Origin of the sequence: Streptomyces sp. NBC_00328 (genome assembly GCF_036139655.1) — a bacterium.
GTDB lineage: Bacteria > Actinomycetota > Actinomycetes > Streptomycetales > Streptomycetaceae > Streptomyces.
Window position 1 is genome coordinate 6,823,048 of record NZ_CP108013.1, and the last position, 17,534, is coordinate 6,840,581.

Here is a 17,534-nt window from a genome sequence, read left to right on the forward strand (position 1 = left end):
TGATCCCGGCATGCCGAGAATCAAGATCTAGGATCTGAGTGGCGCTGCCAGGGGGATGGCCCGATCGGATCGGGCAACTGGAGCAGCATACAACGACTGCGTCCGGAGAACGAAACTACCATGACCTGCCGGTTGCCACTTCGCCCTCCTCGGGCCCGGGGCCCTCTACCGGCAGTAACCCGTTCTGGGTCTACGCTGCCTCCACGTCCAGCAGCTCAAGGAGGCGCAGGTGCCGCAGGTGCCGCAGACATTCGATGCTGTCGCGGTGCGCACCTGGTGCGGGCTCGCGCTGGAGGCCCTGGGCCGTGCGCGCGAGGAGATCGACGCGATCAATGTCTACCCGGTCGCCGACGGGGACACCGGGACGAACCTGTATCTGACGGTGGAGTCGGCCGCGGCGGCCGTCGAGGCGGTGTTCGCGGGGCACGAAGCGGCCGCGCACGCCGACGGAGCCGGGGCCGCCGGTGAGAGCGACGTCTCCCTCGCCGACGCCATCAGGGCCATGGCGCACGGGGCCCTGATCGGGGCCCGGGGCAACTCCGGAACCATCCTCGCCCAGCTGCTGCGGGGCATGGCCCAGGTGCTCGCGGCCGAGGGTGAGGCCGCTCACACCGACGGCCGGGGCCTGTGCCTCGCCCTGCGCAACGCCGCCGATTCCGCCCGTGGGGCCGTCGCGCACCCCGTCGAGGGCACGGTCCTCACCGTCGCCTCGGCCGCCGCCGAAGCGGCCTGCGGTGCCGAGGGGGACTGCGGCACGGTCGCGCTCGCCGCCCACGAGGGAGCGGGCACCGCGCTCACCGCGACCACCGGGCAGCTCGCCGTGCTGCGGCACGCCGGCGTGGTCGACGCGGGCGGGCGAGGACTGGTGGCGATTCTCGCGGCGCTGGTCGAGACGTTCACGGGGGAGGCGCCGAGACCGTTCGCGGCCTCCGCCGCACCGCACGAGCCGGCGGAGGGGGCCGTTCCCGGCACCCCGGGCGTGCCCGGTCCGGCCGGCCCCCCGGACGCCGCCGCCGACGCCGGAGCCGGCGGCTCCCGGGCCGCCGGGCGGGACGTGCCGGACGGCGACGGCGCCGCCGCGACGGCCGCCTGCGGGGAGGGGGCCGCGGAGACCGGCCATCCCGCCTTCGAGGTGATCTACCTCCTGGAAGCGGAGGACGCCGCCGTGGAGCGGCTGCGGGACCGGCTCGACGGCCTCGGCGACTCCCTCGTCGTGGTCGGCGGCGACGGACTGTGGAACGTCCATGTGCACGTGGACGACGCGGGCGCGGCCGTCGAGGCGGGCGTCGAGGCGGGGCGTCCGCACCGCATCCGGATCACCCACTTCGGGCTCGGTGACGCGCACACCGGAGCAGGGGCGGGGCGCCCGCCCCGGGAGCGGGCGCAGCGGGCCGTCGTGGCCGTCGTGCCCGGCGAGGGCCTGGCCGGGCTCTACACGGAGGCCGGGGCGACCACCGTCCTCGCCCGGCCGGGGGAGCCGCCCGCCAGCGGGGAGCTGGTGGAGGCCGTACGACGGGCCCACGCGCGCGAGGTGGTGCTGCTGCCCAACGACGCCGACCTGCGGCACACCGCGGCGGCCGCCGCCGAACAGGCCCGCGCCGAGGGCGTCCGGGTCGCGCTGATCCCGACCCGCTCCGCGGTGCAGGGCATCGCCGCGCTGGCCGTGCACGAACCCGACCGCCGCTTCGACGAGGACGTCGTCGCCATGACCTCGGCGGCCGGCGCCACCCGCTACGCCGAGGTCGCCGTCGCCGAGCGGCAGTCCTGGACGATGGCCGGCATCTGCCAGGCCGGAGACGTTCTCGGCCTCATCGAGGGCGACGTCGCCGTCATCGGCGCCGACGTGACCGCCACGGCCGAGACCGTCCTCGACCGCATGCTCGCGGCGGGCGGCGAGATGGTCACCCTCGTCCTGGGCGACGAGGCTCCCGAGACCATCGCCGCGCGCCTGGAGTCCCGGGTGCGGGAGTCGTACCTCGCGGTGGACACCGTGGTGTACCGGGGCGGGCGCCAGGGCGCGTTGCTGCTGATCGGGGTCGAGTAGCGGACCTGGGTGCCGGTGGTCAGGCCCCCGCGGGCACCTCGGACCGCCGGGGGACCTCCAGGGTCCCGGCCGTCCTGTGGACGCGTTCGACGGCCTGCCCCCAGTAGGTCCCGGCGACCATGACCACGGCACCGAGGGCGGTGAGGGCCGTCAGGTGTTCGCCGCCCAGGGCGAGGCCGACCGCGACGGCCCAGACCGGCTCGGTGCCCAGCAGCAGACTGACCCGGCTCGCGGAACTGCGCTGCACCGCCCAGGTCTGGGCGAGGAAGGCGAACAGGCCGCAGAACAGGGCGAGATAGAGAAGCCGCGCCCAGCCCCCGGCGTCGACCCCGCCGAGCGTCGTCAGGCTGCCCGCGACGGGCACCGTGAACAGGACGGCGCCGACGGCCGTCTGGACGGCCGTGACGTGCAGCGGCCGTACCGGGTGACGGGCGGTGAGCCGCCCCACCAGGGCCACATGGGCCGCGCGGACCAGGGCGGCGGCGAGGATCAGCAGGTCACCGCCGCGAGGGGAGTGGAAGCCGCTGCCCGACACCAGGAGCCCGACGGCCAGCAGACACAGGCCGGTGGCGGCGAAGTAGCGGAGCGGCAGCCGCGCCGCGCCGGACGTGCGGTCCAGCAGCGGGGTGAGGACGATGGTGAGGCTGATGATCAGGCCCGCGTTGGCCGCGCTGGTGTGCGCGACCCCGTACGTCTCCAGGATCAGGACCGCCGCCTGAGTGACCCCCAGCAGGGCCCCGACGCGCAGCTCGTCACGCGTGCAGCGCCGGGTCCGGCGCCGGGCGGCGACCAGGGCGACGCAGGCGACGGCGGAGATGCCGTACCGGGCGAACAGGACGAGCAGGACGGGGAGCGCCGACGTGGCGGTCTTGGCGGCCAGATAACTGGAACCCCAGACGACGGCGACAAGGAGAAGCACCGCGTCGGTGCTGCGGACTCGGGACACGCCCCACACACTCCCGTACACCGACCGTGAAGCACAGACGGAAGTTCTTCAAGGTCTTTTAAGCATCACTACAATGAACGGGTGAACGAGCGGCAGTTGCGGATCCTGCGTGAACTGGGCGAGCTGGGAAGTGTCACCGCGGTGGCGGAGGCGCTGCTGATGACCCCCTCGGCGGTCTCACAGCACCTGCGCCTGCTGCAACGCTCGATCCCGGTCCCGCTCACCGAACGCGACGGACGACGGCTGGTGCTGACGGACGCCGGGCGGGTGCTGGCCGGTGCGGCGATCGAGGTGGAGAGCGCCCTCGCCCGGGCACGGCACTGCGTGGACGAGTTCGTCGAGAAGCCGGCCGGAGACGTGTCGGTGGCCGCCTTCCACAGCGCGGCCGCCACGTTCTTCCCGGTCCTGCTGCGCGACCGGGCCGAGACGGCCCCGCGGCTCTCGCTCGCCGACCAGGACGTGGCGCAGGACCACTTCCCCCGGCTGACCCGGGACTACGACCTCGTGCTCGCCCACCATCTCGCGCACACACCGCCCTGGCCGCGCACCGTCACCGCGACCACGCTGCTGAGCGAACCCCTCGACGTCGCCCTGCCGGCCGACCACCCCCTGGCCCGCGAGGCGAGCCTGACCCCGGACGATGTCGCGGGTCTGCCCTGGATCACCGTGCACGACGGTTTCCCGCTGATGGCCACCGTCGACGCCATCGCGACCGCCGCGAACCGGCGGCTCGACATCGTCCACCGCATCAACGAGTTCGCGGTGGTCGCGGAGACCGTCGCCGCGGGAGGCGGCCTCGCCCTGATGCCCCGCTGGACCACCCGCCCGCATCCCGCCCTGGTCCTCAGACCGCTGACCGGGGTCCACGCCGTACGCCGCATCGACGTGCTCCACCGTCCCGAGAGCGCGGCCCGCAAGGCCGTACGGACGGTCCTCGGTGAACTGCGCCGCGCGGCCGAGACGATCCGCGCCGGCGACGACCCGGATCCCGGGCCCGCCCGTCCGCCGGGGGGTCCGGCCGCTCCCGTCAGCCCTGCGGACGGCCACGGGAACGGCCGGACAGCTCCTGGCCGGCCTTCTCCGTGAGCTCGCGCATCTTCTCGGCCTCGGCCCGCCGGGCCCCGGCGGTCTCCGCGTCCAGCCGGTCGCACACGGCGAGGACCGTGCCCGCGCGGGCCGACGCGGCCTCGTGGCGCCCCAGGTCGGCCTCCAGCCAGCCGGCCGCCAGTTCGGCGCCCGTCCGGGCACCGAGCAGCGAGTCGCCGAGGGAGGCGAACACGGTGATCGCCCGGACCATGTGCCCGAGGGCCTCCTCGAACACCTCCCGTACGACGGCCTCCTCCGCGTCGTCCGGTACCGAGCGCGCCACCAGGTCACCGAACTGACGGTGGGTGTGCCCGAGTTCGGCGACGATACGGCGCCCCGCCTCTGCCTCCGCCTCTGCCTCCGCCTCTGCCTCCGCCTCCGCCTCCGCGTCCTCGTTTTCGACACCGACACCGACACCGACTCCGGCGCTGCGGTCCGTCCTCGCCGCCTCGGCCTCGGACGGGCCGTCCGCTCCGCCCGGCCGTCCTGCCCCGGGCGAGTCCGGGCCGGCCGGCCGGCCCTCCGCCGCCGACGCGCACTCCTGGATCGCCTCCGCCATGAGCTCCCGTGCCTGGTCGAGCCCTCCGTCCCGCCAGGCCGCGCCCCACGCGCGTGCCCGGAGCGCGCGGACGAGCCCGTCGACGTCGCCCAGCTCGCGCCAGAGGTCGCCGGCACGGACGTACGCCTGATCGGCCTGGGCGGTCAGCCCGGCGTGCGTGAGGGCCTCGGCCGCGAGGTTCGCGAGCATCGCGTGGTCGCGTTGCTCGGGCCAGTGCCGGGCCGTGTCGGCGGCGCGCAGCCAGTGCTCGGCGGCCTCGCGGTGTTCGCCGAGCTCGGTGAGACAGTCGCCGAGCCACCAGCGCGTCTGCACGATCGTGCCCTCGCCGTGCATCTCGGCGGTCAGATCCGGCAGCGCCGACTCCAGGATCTCGGCGGCGTCGGCCCACCGTCCCCGGCGGAGCAGGAACCCGCCGAGGTGGTGACGCGCCCAGGCTCCGAACGTGGCCGCCTCGCCCGCTTCGTCGGCCCAGTGCGCGGCCTCCAGGGCATGCTCCGAGGCGGGGCCGAACCGTCCGGTGGCGGCGAGCGTCTCGGCGAGCCTCAGATGCAGCTGGGCATGGCCCATCGGCTCCAGGTGGGAGGCCCCGTGATCCAGCGCGTCGCGCGTCGCCCGTTCCGCCGCCTCCATGTCGCCGAGATGCGTCGCGATCCCGGCGAGCCGGGAGTCGTACTCGACGGCGAACCACGGCAGCCCCGCCGCCACGAACCCGTCGACGGCGCACCGCAGGAGTCCGGCGGCCGCTTCGGCGTCGTCGGCGCGGGCCGCGAGCTCCCCGAGCATCGCGTACGCCTCGGCGGCCCGCGACGCGAGGCCCAGGTCGTCCCCGGTGTGCGCCTCCGCGAGGGCCAGCAGCTCCCGCGCGGCCTCGTCGGCGGCGGCCATGACAGCGGCTTCGGAGCCGTAGCCGGATCCGGTGTCGCCGTCGCCGGCGGAGGGCGTCCGCCCGCTCACCGCGCCGGTCTCCAGTTCGTCCACCCGGTGCATCAGCGTCCGGGCCCGGCTCACCAGCACGGACGCCGTCTGCGAGACCCCCGTCCCGCCCCGCGCGAACAGGGCGAGCACCTGTTCGCGCAGATCCGCGACCACCTCCAGCACCTCGGCCGATCCGCCCGACAGCGCCAGGACGTACGCGGCGCGGGAACGGGCCGCCAGCGCCTCACCGGGGTCGCCCGCCTCGGCGTACAGTCCGGCGGCCCGGTGGAAGAGGGCGGCGCCCTGCGGCCCGAGGCCCATCGCCGCGTGATCGGCGATCTCCGCGCGGTCGCGGACCGCCGGCTCCTGGCCCTCGGCGGCGCGCGAGACCGCTGCCCACGCCTCGACCGCGTCCGGGTCCCGCACAGCCGAGAGCCGCCGGGCCTCGGCGAGCAGCGCGTCCAGGCCCGGCCCGGCGGCCTCGGCCCCGGCCTCCCCCGGAGGCGCGGGCACCGGCGCCGACGGCCTGGACCCGGAGCGTGCCGGGGCCGCGGAGCGGACGCCCAGCGGCAGCCGGCCGACGAGCACCGGCTGGTCCATGCGCGCGCGGGCCCGCTCACCGACGTACGACGTGCCGTTGCGCTCGTCGAACCGCGCGGCCAGCGCGAGCGCCTCCCCGCGCGCGTGCACGGCGAGTTCCGCCGCCGTCCACCCCCGCCCCGCCGGCCCGGGAACCGGCTGCCCGCCGAGCCCGAGGGCGGTCAGCCTGTCCATGGCGAGCGCCACGACCGACATGAAGTCCAGCTTGCTGCGCGGATCCCCGGAGTCCGTGAAATAGGCCGGGCGCTCCGCGAGCAGCTCCAGGGCGCGCGCCTCGTTGCCGGTCAGGGCACAAAACTCCACATGGTCCGCGTACGCGCCCCGCATGCTCTCCATGGCCCGCACCAGCCGGAAACCCCGCAGATGATGGGAGCGCGCCTCCTCGGTCCGCCCCAGGCGCAGCAGCGGCAGCAGGGAGGACGCGAGGACGGTGTGCGGCTCATGGGCGCAGGTGTACTCGCCCTGGAGCACCGGCGCCCACAGCTCCAGCGCCTCCTCGTCCGCGCCGCGCACCGCGCGCCACCACCCCTGCCCGTGCAGCTCGCAGGCGTGGCAGTCGGCCATCGCGTCGCGGTCCGCCGCCAGCCAGGCGGTGTACGCCCGCTCGGCGCGCTCCAGGTCGCCCAGATGGGCGGCGACGCTGAACTCGGCGCCGCGCACGGCCCGTTCGGAGTGACCGGCGAGGCGGTAGCGCCGCTCCATCTCGCCGAGCCACTTCTCTATGGAGGCGAGCGGGACGTGCGGCTGGTCGAGCATCCCCGCCGACATCCACTTGAAGACCCAGTGCAGGGAGTGGATCTCGAACTCGTCGAAGTCCTCCGGGTGTTCGTCCCACATGCGCAGCAGGCGCGCGAAGGGCACGAACATCTTGCCCTTCTCGGAGCTGTAGTTGTAGACCTTCAGCTGGTGGCCGAGCGCCTCGATGACGGCGAGCGGGATGTTCAGCCGCTCGGCCTCCACGAGCAGTTGCTCCGCGCGCGCGTTGCGTCCGGGGCCCTCGGGCTGCTCGTAGTTGTCCGCCATCGCCCGGCGCAGCGTGTCGAAGTCCATGGCCGGGGTCATCGGCGGTCGTCCTTTCCGGTGTCGGTGTGGGTGGCCCACTCCAGGAGGCCGATGAAGGCGCGGTTGAGGAGCGCCGAGTCCGCGGGCCGCAGCGGGCGCTGGGCCATCAGCAGGGCCTGTCCGTACAGGGACTCCGTGGCGGTGCCTATCAGGTCCGGATCACCGAGCGAACTGATCCTGCGGATCAGCGGATTGAGGTGGTTGAGGACCAGACGCGCGCGCGGGGCGCTGCCGCGCAGCGAGCCGAGGATGCCCGCCCACAGGTCGTCGGCCTGCTCCTCGGCCTCCGCCCGGGCCTGTTCGTGGCGGGCCGACCGGTCGTCCAGATGCAGGGCGGGCACCGACAGGGGGTGGAAGGCGCGCAGCACCACATCGCAGTTCAGCGGGTCGAGCCGGGCCCGCGCGGCCGCGAGGAAGCCGGCCAGCGCCAGCTCCTCGGCCGGATCGACCGTGTCCAGGTGGGCCGTCACGGTGTCCGCGTCCAGCTCCGAGACGGCCGTACCCGGGCGTACGGCGGGCAGCGCCTCGATCAGCTCGCTGTCGTACGTGTAGCCGCCGTTGACGACCCCGACGCCCTGCGCGGAGGCGATCGCCGCGACCTGCCGGTACTCCTCCACGGTCCGCGTGAAGTGGACCACCGGGTGCCGCTGCGCGAACTCCTCCAGGGACAGCCGTCCGTCGGTCGTCTCGAAGGGCAGCCACGGCAGCATCGTGCGCAGCATCTCCGCGTCGTGCCGCGCCAGCGACTTCACACCCAGGTGATGCACGGACAGGAACGCCGCCAGCCGTTCCGGATCGCCGGCCGCGAGCCCCGTCAGCCAGGACCGGATGCGCTCGCCCAGCGCCTCCCGCACGGCGGCGAGGGTCTCGTCCTCGTACAGCGACTCGCGGGACGCGGTAGGCCGCAGGCTGTCCGTGTCGAGGACGCAGCGCACGAAGAACGCCCAGTCGGGCAGCAGCTGTTCGGCCCGCTCGGTGAGCAGCATGCCCTTCAGGTGCACGCGATGGCTCGCGCGCTGGGCCGGGCTGACCGCCGACGGCAGCACGTAGGCCACGCCCCGGATCCCGGCGACCGGCACGTCCAGGTCGATCGAGTCCAGCGGAGTGAACCCGAACAGGTCGTGGCAGTGCCGGGCCAGCGCGACCCTTCGGCCGGCGGGACTCGGATAGGGCCGGTCCCAGGGCGCCGGAAGGTCCGCGATCGGCTCGTCGCCCACGCGCACGTCGTACGGCAGCAGCGCCCCGAAGTCGCGTGCCAGCGAACGGACCCGCTCCTTGCTCAGCCACTCGCCGGCCCCGGCGCGGGCCACCAGGTGCACGGTGGTTCCCGGCTCGGTGCGGGCCTCCTGCGGCAGGGTGCGCACGGTGTACGAGCCGTCGTCGGCCGCCGTCCACTCGACGGGCGCCGCGTCGGGCGTCCGGGCGCTGCGGCTGACCACCCGGATGCGCTCGGCCACGACGAAACACGCCAGCAACCCGATGCCGAACTGGCCGAGGAAGTCCGAACGCGCCGACTCCAGGCCGTCGTTCCGCTTGGAGCTGCGGCCGATCGTCGCCAGCAGGCTGTGCACGTCGGACTCGGTGAGCCCGACGCCGGAGTCCTCCACCCGCAGGGTGCCGCCCTCGGCGTACAGGCGCACCGTGGCGGGGGCGTCCGGCTGCTCGGCGCGCCGCGCGGTGATCGCGTCGACGGCGTTCTGCAGCAGTTCGCGCAGATAGACCTTGGGGCTGGAGTAGAGGTGATGGGAGAGGAGGTCGACCAGACCGCGCAGGTCGACCTGGAACGTATGAGGTGACGGGGATGCCTGGGACGGCTGTGAGGTCTGGGAGTCCATCGTCGCTGCGCCGGTCGGTGGGGGGACGGGCGACGGCGCGGGGTCGGGCGGTCCCGGGGGACGGTGACCGCGAAGAGGGCCGGAGCGCGTCATCCTAGGCCCGGAACGAGCCGTCTGACCAGCGGATTTCCAGGACGTATACGGCAATGTCAGTGCGGTGGTGTGCAATGGATCTCGTGCCCGTGCTCGAAGAACCACTGAAGAAGGCGCTCGGTCCCGCCACCGCGAAGGTGATGGCCGAGCACCTCGGCCTGCACACCGTCGGCGACCTGCTGCACCACTACCCCCGCAGATACGAGGAGCGCGGGCAGCTCACCCACCTCGCCGACCTGCCGCTGGACGAGCACGTGACGGTGGTCGCCCAGGTCGCCGACGCGCGCCTGGCCACCTTCGCCTCGTCCAAGGCGCCCCGCGGCAAGGGCCAGCGCCTCGAGGTCACCATCACGGACGGCAGCGGCCGCCTCCAGCTCGTCTTCTTCGGGCACGGTGTGCACAAGCCCCACAAGGACCTGCTGCCCGGCACCCGCGCGATGTTCTCCGGCAAGGTCTCCGTCTTCAACCGCCGCCTCCAGCTCGCCCACCCGGCCTACGAACTGCTGCGCGGCGAGGGCGACGAGGCCGCGGAGAGCGTCGACAGCTGGGCGGGCGCCCTCATCCCGATCTACCCGGCGACCGCCAAGCTGGAGTCCTGGAAGATCGCCAAGTCGGTGCAGACGGTGCTGCCGAGCGCCCAGGAGGCGGTCGATCCCCTCCCGGACTCTCTGCGCGACGGCCGCGGCCTGGTCGCCCTTCCCGAGGCCCTCCTCAAGATCCACCGCCCGCACACCAAGGCGGACATCCACGACGCCCGCGCCCGCCTCAAGTGGGACGAGGCCTTCGTCCTCCAGGTCGCCCTGGCCCGCCGCCGCCACGCCGACGCCCAGCTCCCCGCCGTCGCCCGCGTCCCCGCGCCGGACGGCCTGCTGACCGCCTTCGACGCCAAGCTCCCCTTCACCCTCACCGAGGGCCAGCGGAAGGTCTCCAAGGAGATCTTCGACGACCTCGCCACCGAACACCCGATGCACCGGCTGCTGCAGGGGGAGGTGGGAAGCGGGAAGACAATGGTGGCCCTGCGCGCCATGCTCGCCGTGGTCGACGCGGGCGGGCAGGCCGCGATGCTCGCGCCCACCGAGGTGCTCGCCCAGCAGCACCACCGGTCGGTCACCGAGATGATGGGCGAGCTGGCCGAGGGCGGCATGCTCGGCGGGGCCGAGCACTCCACGAAGGTCGTGCTGCTCACCGGCTCCATGGGGGCGGCGGGCCGGCGGCAGGCGCTGCTCGACCTGATCACCGGCGAGGCCGGGATCGTGATCGGCACCCACGCGCTGATCGAGGACAAGGTGCAGTTCCACGATCTGGGCCTGGTCGTGGTCGACGAACAGCACCGCTTCGGTGTCGAGCAGCGCGACGCCCTGCGCGGCAAGGGAAAACAGCCCCCGCACCTCCTGGTGATGACCGCCACCCCCATCCCGCGCACGGTCGCGATGACGGTCTTCGGCGACCTGGAGACCTCCGTGCTCGACCAGCTCCCCGCCGGACGGTCCCCGATCGCCAGCCATGTCGTCCCGGCCGCGGACAAACCGCACTTCCTCACGCGCGCGTGGGAGCGCGTGCGCGAAGAGGTGGAGAACGGCCATCAGGCATACGTCGTCTGCCCCCGCATCGGTGACGAGGACGACGACCCGAAGAAGGGCGGCAAGAAGAAGCCCTCCGAGGACGAGGCCGAGAAGCGCCCGCCGCTGGCCGTCCTGGACGTCGCCGACCAGCTCACCAAGGGCCCCCTCCAGGGACTCAGGGTCGAAGTCCTGCACGGCAGGATGCACCCCGACGACAAGGACGCCGTGATGCGCCGCTTCGCCGCGGGCGAGACACACGTCCTGGTCGCCACGACCGTGATCGAGGTCGGGGTGAACGTCCCGAACGCCACCGCCATGGTGATCATGGACGCCGACCGCTTCGGCGTCTCCCAGCTCCACCAGCTGCGCGGCCGCGTCGGCCGCGGCTCGGCGGCGGGCCTGTGCCTGCTGGTCTCCGAGATGCCGGAGGCGAGCCCGGCCCGCCAGCGGCTGAACGCGGTGGCCTCGACCCTGGACGGCTTCGAGCTCTCCCGCATCGACCTCGAACAGCGCCGCGAGGGCGACGTCCTCGGCCAGGCGCAGTCCGGTGTCCGCTCCTCGCTGCGCATGCTCGCCGTCATCGAGGACGAGGAGATCATCGAGGAGGCCCGCGAGGAGGCCACCGCGGTCGTCGCCGCGGACCCGGACCTCACGGGCCTGCCCGGCCTGCGCGTCGCCCTGGACGCCCTGCTGGACGAGGAACGGGAGCAGTACCTGGACAAGGGCTGAGCGGCGGCGAGGGGCCGGCGGCTGAGAGACTGGAAGGAACCGACCACCCCCAGCGCAAAGGACCCTCATGACCCGCGTGATCGCCGGCCGGGCCGGCGGACGCCGTCTGGCCGTCCCGCCGGGCACCGGCACCCGCCCCACCTCCGACCGCGCGCGCGAGGGCCTCTTCTCCACCTGGCAGTCCCTGCTCGGCGGCCCGCTGGAGGGCGAGCGCGTGCTCGACCTGTACGCCGGCTCGGGCGCCGTCGGCCTGGAGGCGCTCAGCCGCGGCGCCGGCCACACCCTGCTCGTGGAGGCGGACGCCCGCGCGGCCAAGGTCATCCGCGACAACGTGAAGACGCTGGGTCTGCCCGGCGCCGAGGTCAGAGCGGGCAAAGCGGAGCAGATCGTCAAGGCGGCGGCCCCCGAGGCACCGTACGACCTGGTCTTCCTGGACCCTCCGTACGTCGTCCCGGACGGCGATCTTCGGGAGATTCTGCTCACACTCCGCACCGGGGGCTGGCTCGCGGAGGATGCGCTCGTCACCGTGGAGCGCAGCACCAGAGGCGGTGAATTCGGCTGGCCGGACGGTTTCGACGCCGTCAGGGCCCGTCGCTACGGCGAGGGCACGTTTTGGTACGGTCGCGCCGCCTCTACGTGCGAAGACGCACGATGACCGGACCGGAGAGCGAGGGACCACTGTTGCGCCGCGCCGTCTGTCCGGGGTCATTCGACCCCATCACCAACGGACACCTCGACATCATCGCCCGCGCCTCCGCGCTCTACGACGTCGTGCACGTCGTGGTGATGATCAATCAGTCGAAGAAGGGCCTGTTCACGGTCGACGAGCGGATCGAGCTGATCCGCGAGGTCACGGCCGAGTTCGGCAACGTCCAGGTCGAGGCCTATCACGGCCTCCTCGTCGACTACTGCAAGCAGCGGGACATCCCGGCCATCGTCAAGGGCCTGCGCGCGGTCAGCGACTTCGACTACGAACTCCAGATGGCCCAGATGAACATCGGCCTCTCGGGTGTCGAGACGCTGTTCATCCCGACCAGTCCCACCTACAGCTTCCTCTCCTCGTCGCTGGTGAAGGAAGTCGCGAACTGGGGCGGCGACATCTCCCACCTGGTGCCGCCGGTGGTCCTGGAGGCGCTCAAGGGGCGGCTCGGCCAGGACTGAGCGACTGACAGTCCGTCACCCAGTGTCGGACGGTGAGGGAGTGGTCGTACAGTCGTCCCGTCCGTCTCCATCACAGCTGTAGAGAGTGGCGAGCACACGGTGGACGTGCAGAAGAAGCTCGATGAGATCGTCCAGACGGTCGGCAGTGCCCGTTCCATGCCCATGTCGGCATCGTGCGTGGTCAACCGCGCCGAGCTGCTCTCGTTGCTGGAGGAGGTGCGCCAGGCGCTGCCCGGCTCCCTCGCCCAGGCGCAGGAGCTGATCGGCGGACGCGAGGAGATGGTCGAGCGGGCCCGTCAGGAGGCCGAGCGGATCATCGAGACCGCGCACGCCGAGCGCGGCTCGCTGATCTCCGACACCGAGGTCGCCCGCCGCTCGCAGAACGAGGCGGACCGCATCCTGAACGAGTCCCGCAGGGAGGCCGAGGAGATCCGCGCGGAGGCCGACGACTACGTCGACTCCCAGCTCGCCAACTTCGAGGTCGTCCTCACCAAGACCCTCGGCTCCGTCGGCCGCGGCCGCGAGAAGCTCCTCGGCACCGGTCCGGGCCTCGACGAGCAGGGCTACGAGGACGAGGACGCCCCCGAGCGCAGCTACGACCCGGAGACCCTGCGCCGTAACGCCGACGAGTACGTCGACGTGAAGCTCGGTGCCTTCGAGGCCGTCCTCGCCAAGACCCTGGAGGCCGTCGGCCGCGGCCGGGAGAAGCTCCAGGGCCGGATCGCCAGCGACGACCTCGGCGAACTCGGCTCCTTCGGGGACGACGGGACGCCGGGGGCGCACACCAGCGACGCCGACTACCTCGCCGGCCTCGCGGAGCTCTCCGACGGTCCCGAACAGGGCGCCCGGACCCCGGAGCCGGCCGCCCAGCCGTCCTACGGGCAGCAGGACGCGTACGGCTACCAGCAGCAGGCCGACCCGTACGGCTACCAGCAGCAGCAGTACGCCCAGCAGCAGGACGCCTACGGCTACCAGCAGGCCGACCCGTACGCCGCCTACCAGCAGCAGGGCTACGACCAGCAGGGGTACGACCAGAACCAGCAGGTCTACGCCCAGCAGCAGGCCCACGCCGTGGACCAGCAGAACCACGCCCTCGACGAGGCCAGCCTCTTCGACACCAGCATGATCAGCGCGGACCAGCTCAGGGCGTACGAGCAGGGGCGCGGCGGCCACTGACCGGCCGGTCAGGAGGGGCGCGCGCCGCCGGCCGGGGGGCGGGCGCGCACCGGATTGGGCCGAGAGCGAAAGGTCCAGTATCCTGGCTCTTCGGTCGCGTGTACGTCCGCGATCAACGCTGCCCGCGGGACACCGGGGGTGGCATTCCCTGAGATCGAGAACCGAAAGCAGTCATGGCTCTGAACGCCCGCCTCGACCACCGCAATCCTCTCGTGTTCGACACACACGAGCTGGGGCGGCGTCCTGGCGCGCTCCAGCGCCTGACCCGCACGATCGACGCTCCCAGGGATCTCGGGATCCAGGGTGTCATCGGAGTGCCGGAAGGCGCCCCGATGGAGCTCGAACTCCGTCTCGAGTCGGTCATGGAAGGGGTGCTTGTCACAGGCACCGCCCGTGCATCGGCCGAGGGGGAGTGCGTAAGGTGTCTTGAGCCGCTGGAGCAGGTGCTCGAAGCGGATTTCCAGGAGATGTTCTCGTACCCTGACGCCGACGACCGGGGCCGCCCCAAGGCGGAGCCGGCCGACGACGCCGAGGAAGACGAGGACACGCTCCCTCTCGAGGACGGATTGTTCGACCTCGAACCCGTGCTGCGTGATGCGGTGGTGCTCGCACTGCCGATGCAGCCGGTGTGCCAGGACGACTGCCCGGGTCTGTGCTCCGAATGCGGAGCCCGGCTCGCGGACGACCCGGACCACCACCATGACGCCGTCGACATCCGTTGGGCGGCACTGCAGGGACTCGCCGGTTCACTCGAAGATGGCGAGAAGGACGAGATGAGCGGCGGCGCGCTTCCATCAGCGCACGCCGACGAGAAGCAGGAGAAGTAGCCGTGGCTGTTCCGAAGCGGAAGATGTCGCGCAGCAACACGCGCCACCGCCGGTCGCAGTGGAAGGCTGCGGTCCCCACCCTGGTTGCGTGCGAGCGCTGCCACGAGCCCAAGCTGCAGCACATCGCGTGCCCGGCTTGTGGCACCTATAACAAGCGCCAGGTCCTCGAGGTCTGAGCGGCTGGTGAGAGGTCTGATGTCTGACGCCAAGGCGGATTCAACCGCCAAGAAAAAGGCGGACAACACAGCCTCGTCCCACACGCTTCTGGAAGGGCGGCTCGGCTACAAGCTCGAGTCCGCCCTTCTGGTGCGTGCGCTGACCCACCGTTCCTACGCGTACGAGAACGGCGGTCTGCCGACCAACGAGCGTCTGGAGTTCCTCGGGGACTCCGTACTGGGCCTCGTGGTCACGGACACGCTGTACCGCATCCACCCCGACCTGCCCGAGGGCCAACTGGCCAAACTGCGGGCCGCGGTGGTCAATTCTCGTGCACTTGCGGAGGTGGGTCGCGGCCTCGAACTCGGCTCCTTCATCCGGCTCGGCCGGGGCGAGGAAGGCACGGGAGGCCGGGACAAGGCGTCCATCCTCGCCGACACCCTTGAAGCGGTGATCGGCGCTGTCTATCTCGACCAGGGGCTGGAGGCTGCGGGCGAACTCGTCCACCGGCTCTTCGACCCGCTGATCGAGAAGTCCTCGAATCTCGGTGCCGGCCTGGACTGGAAGACCAGTCTCCAGGAACTCACCGCGACCGAGGGGCTCGGGGTTCCCGAGTACCTGGTCACGGAGACCGGCCCGGACCACGAGAAGGTCTTCACTGCTGCCGCCCGCGTCGGAGGCGTCTCGTACGGCACCGGCACCGGCCGCAGCAAGAAGGAGGCGGAGCAGCAGGCCGCGGAATCCGCGTGGCGTGCCATCCACTCCGCCGCGGACGAACGCGCGAAGTCGGCCCAGGCCGCCGAACAGGCGGCTCGTGCCGCCCAGCAGGCGGCTCAGGACATCGAGGAGACCGCCGACACCTCCTCGACGCCCACCACCGACACGGCCACGGCCTGAATCCTTCACCCCCCGCACGGACCACGGTGTTCGCGGCCCGTGCGGGGGACCCGCACCAACGGACCCCGCCCCGGCGCACTCGCGCCGCGGCGGGGTCCGCGCGTTCCGCGTCCCGAGCTGCCGGGCCGCGCGTCCCGAGTCGCCGCGCCCAGCGTTCCGCCTCCACCTCCCTTTCCACCCCTCCGGGACGAACCGCCCGCCGACGGCTGCCTCCGGGCGCGATGTACCCTTCCGGCATCACCGGCCCAGTCCGCCCCTCAGGAGGAGTCCCGTGCCCGAGCTGCCCGAAGTCGAAGTCGTGCGGCGGGGGTTGGAGCGCTGGGTCACCGGGAGGGTCGTGCGATCCGTGGACGTCCGGCATCCGCGGGCGGTGCGGCGGCATCTGGCGGGCCCCGACGGCTTCGCGAAGGCGCTCGCCGGGCACCGGGTGGGCGAGGCGATGCGCCGCGGCAAGTACCTGTGGCTGCCGCTCGACGACTCGCCGTTCTCCGTGCTCGCGCACCTCGGCATGAGCGGTCAGCTCCTCGTGCAGCCGGAGGACGCCGCAGAGGAGAAGCATCTGCGCATCCGCGTCCGCTTCGATGACGACCGCGGCACCGAGCTGCGCTTCGTCGACCAGCGCACCTTCGGCGGGCTGTCCCTGCACGAGAACACCCCGGACGGCCTCCCCGACGTCATCGCCCACATCGCCCGCGACCCGCTCGACCCCCTCTTCGACGATGCCGCGTTCCACACCGCGCTGCGGGCCCGCCGTACGACCCTCAAGCGCGCCCTGCTCGACCAGTCACTGATCAGCGGTGTCGGGAACATCTACGCGGACGAGGCGCTGTGGCGCTCCAAGCTGCACTACGAACGCCCGGCCGGAACCATGACCCGGCCGCGCACCGCCGAACTCCTCGGCCACGTCCGCGACGTCATGAACGACGCCCTCGCCGCCGGGGGGACGAGCTTCGACAGCCTGTACGTCAACGTGAACGGCGAGTCGGGCTACTTCGACCGCTCGCTCGACGCGTACGGGCGCGAGGGCGAACCCTGCCGCCGCTGCGGGACCCCGATGCGCCGACGGGCCTGGATGAACCGCTCCAGCTATTTCTGCCCGCGCTGCCAGCGCGCACCGCGCCCGGCGGTCTGACGGCCCGGTCGCCCGGCCTGACGGTCCGAGGCCCAGCCCCGGTCCACACGCCCGTACGCCCCTACGCCTATTTCTGGACCTCGTTCTGGACCTTGTTCTGGGCCTCGTTCTGAGCCGCGCGGGTCTCGTCGTAGCGCCCACGGGCCTGCAGGACGTCGTCCATGCGCCCTTCGACGAAGCCGATGAGGGCCAGCAGGCGCTCGGCGACCTCGCGGCCCAGCGGTGTGAGGGTGTAGTCGACGCGCGGCGGGTTCGTGGGCCACGCGTCACGGTGCACCAGACCGTCGCGCTCCAGCGCGTGCAGGGTCTGCGAGAGCATCTTCTCGCTGACGCCGTCGACCCGGCGGCGCAGCTCGTTGAACCGGAACGTGCCCTCGTACAGCGCCCCCAGCGTGAGGGAGCCCCAGCGGCCGGTGACGTGCTCCAGCGTGCCCCGGGACGGACAGCCGCGGGCGAACACGTCGTACGCGAGGTCCTTGCCGCCGGCGCACACGGCACCCTCGCCGCTTCCGGCGCGCTCCGTGATCCCCGCGGACGATTCCATCCAGCCAGCATACTCAGCCACAGCGCCACCCGGCAGGTTGCACTAACTCCTGGTCAGTGTCTCGAGGTCCGCCCTGTGGCGCGGCCCTTCCTGTCCAGTCCCACCGAGGCGGACAACAGGGCGTCCAAAGCCGCCCGAGCCACGGCTCATACGGACTCGGGCCGCCGTGGACGGCGTCTTCACGGATGAAGATTCCATTCACGACGGCCC

At 72.7% G+C, this 17,534-nt stretch carries 14 protein-coding genes; 10 read left to right on the forward strand and 4 right to left on the reverse strand.

Annotated features, from left to right (window positions below):
* Nucleotides 1–229: 229 nt before the first annotated feature.
* Nucleotides 230–2,044, forward strand: coding sequence for a DAK2 domain-containing protein (locus OG485_RS30085; protein WP_328671670.1), 1,815 nt, complete (start codon nucleotides 230–232; stop codon nucleotides 2,042–2,044).
* 19 nt (nucleotides 2,045–2,063) lie between these two features.
* Here OG485_RS30085 and OG485_RS30090 read toward each other — a convergent pair whose 3' ends face one another.
* Entirely contained in the window at nucleotides 2,064–2,990 is a 927-nt protein-coding gene (locus OG485_RS30090) for a DMT family transporter (RefSeq protein WP_328671671.1), read from the reverse strand.
* Nucleotides 2,991–3,071: 81 nt separating this feature from the next.
* On the opposite strand from OG485_RS30090, the gene OG485_RS30095 reads away from it, so the two are divergent.
* Nucleotides 3,072–4,076 carry a LysR family transcriptional regulator gene (locus tag OG485_RS30095; RefSeq protein ID WP_328671672.1) on the forward strand — a complete coding sequence of 335 codons (1,005 nt, stop codon included), beginning with the start codon at nucleotides 3,072–3,074 and terminating at the stop codon, nucleotides 4,074–4,076.
* Here OG485_RS30095 and OG485_RS30100 read toward each other — a convergent pair.
* A complete protein-coding gene (locus OG485_RS30100; RefSeq protein ID WP_328671673.1) occupies nucleotides 4,018–7,212 on the reverse strand; it encodes a tetratricopeptide repeat protein in 3,195 nt (1,064 codons plus the stop codon). The genes OG485_RS30095 and OG485_RS30100 overlap by 59 nt on opposite strands.
* Nucleotides 7,209–9,047 carry an HSP90 family protein gene (locus OG485_RS30105; RefSeq protein ID WP_328671674.1) on the reverse strand — a complete coding sequence of 613 codons (1,839 nt, stop codon included), beginning with the start codon at nucleotides 9,045–9,047 and terminating at the stop codon, nucleotides 7,209–7,211. Before OG485_RS30105 ends, OG485_RS30100 begins: the two co-directional genes overlap by 4 nt.
* 167 nt (nucleotides 9,048–9,214) lie before the next feature.
* Between OG485_RS30105 and recG the strand changes: the two genes are divergently transcribed.
* The 8 genes from recG to mutM all read left to right on the forward strand — a co-directional run bounded on the left by recG (nucleotide 9,215) and on the right by mutM (nucleotide 16,780).
* Nucleotides 9,215–11,431, forward strand: a complete 2,217-nt coding sequence (recG, locus tag OG485_RS30110) for an ATP-dependent DNA helicase RecG (protein ID WP_328671675.1) — start codon at nucleotides 9,215–9,217, stop codon at nucleotides 11,429–11,431.
* A gap of 67 nt (nucleotides 11,432–11,498) precedes the next feature.
* Nucleotides 11,499–12,086 (forward strand): 16S rRNA (guanine(966)-N(2))-methyltransferase RsmD, encoded by a 588-nt coding sequence (gene rsmD, locus OG485_RS30115; protein WP_328671676.1) that lies wholly within the window; start codon nucleotides 11,499–11,501, stop codon nucleotides 12,084–12,086.
* 26 nt (nucleotides 12,087–12,112) lie between these two features.
* The gene (gene coaD / locus OG485_RS30120) at nucleotides 12,113–12,592 is read left to right on the forward strand and encodes a pantetheine-phosphate adenylyltransferase (protein ID WP_326790782.1); all 480 of its coding nucleotides are present in this window, start codon (nucleotides 12,113–12,115) and stop codon (nucleotides 12,590–12,592) included.
* Nucleotides 12,593–12,691: 99 nt separating this feature from the next.
* Nucleotides 12,692–13,768, forward strand: coding sequence for a cell division initiation protein (locus OG485_RS30125; protein ID WP_328671677.1), 1,077 nt, complete (start codon nucleotides 12,692–12,694; stop codon nucleotides 13,766–13,768).
* Nucleotides 13,769–13,941: 173 nt separating this feature from the next.
* Nucleotides 13,942–14,595: a YceD family protein gene (locus OG485_RS30130; protein ID WP_328671678.1), complete on the forward strand. Its 654-nt coding sequence runs from the start codon at nucleotides 13,942–13,944 to the stop codon at nucleotides 14,593–14,595.
* A 2-nt stretch (nucleotides 14,596–14,597) separates the two neighbouring features.
* Nucleotides 14,598–14,771: a 50S ribosomal protein L32 gene (gene rpmF / locus OG485_RS30135; protein WP_006139588.1), complete on the forward strand. Its 174-nt coding sequence runs from the start codon at nucleotides 14,598–14,600 to the stop codon at nucleotides 14,769–14,771.
* Between the two features lie 19 nt (nucleotides 14,772–14,790).
* On the forward strand, nucleotides 14,791–15,648 hold the full coding sequence (rnc, locus tag OG485_RS30140; protein ID WP_328671679.1) for a ribonuclease III: 858 nt from the start codon (nucleotides 14,791–14,793) through the stop codon (nucleotides 15,646–15,648).
* 271 nt (nucleotides 15,649–15,919) lie between these two features.
* Nucleotides 15,920–16,780 (forward strand): bifunctional DNA-formamidopyrimidine glycosylase/DNA-(apurinic or apyrimidinic site) lyase, encoded by an 861-nt coding sequence (gene mutM, locus OG485_RS30145; RefSeq protein ID WP_328671680.1) that lies wholly within the window; start codon nucleotides 15,920–15,922, stop codon nucleotides 16,778–16,780.
* Between the two features lie 67 nt (nucleotides 16,781–16,847).
* Here the strand turns inward: mutM and OG485_RS30150 are convergent, their stop codons facing one another.
* A complete protein-coding gene (locus OG485_RS30150) occupies nucleotides 16,848–17,324 on the reverse strand; it encodes a winged helix-turn-helix transcriptional regulator (protein ID WP_328671681.1) in 477 nt (158 codons plus the stop codon).
* Nucleotides 17,325–17,534: the final 210 nt, after the last annotated feature.

Bases quoted from the DNA above. Each gene is read 5' to 3' on its own strand.
- OG485_RS30100 (WP_328671673.1), bottom strand. From the start codon at position 7,212: ATGACCCCGGCCATGGACTTCGACACGCTGCGCCGGGCGATGGCGGAC.
- OG485_RS30105 (WP_328671674.1), bottom strand. From the start codon at position 9,047: ATGGACTCCCAGACCTCACAGCCGTCCCAGGCATCCCCGTCACCTCAT.
- recG (WP_328671675.1), top strand. From the start codon at position 9,215: ATGGATCTCGTGCCCGTGCTCGAAGAACCACTGAAGAAGGCGCTCGGT.
- rsmD (WP_328671676.1), top strand. From the start codon at position 11,499: ATGACCCGCGTGATCGCCGGCCGGGCCGGCGGACGCCGTCTGGCCGTC.
- OG485_RS30130 (WP_328671678.1), top strand. From the start codon at position 13,942: ATGGCTCTGAACGCCCGCCTCGACCACCGCAATCCTCTCGTGTTCGAC.
- rnc (WP_328671679.1), top strand. From the start codon at position 14,791: ATGTCTGACGCCAAGGCGGATTCAACCGCCAAGAAAAAGGCGGACAAC.
- OG485_RS30150 (WP_328671681.1), bottom strand. From the start codon at position 17,324: ATGGAATCGTCCGCGGGGATCACGGAGCGCGCCGGAAGCGGCGAGGGT.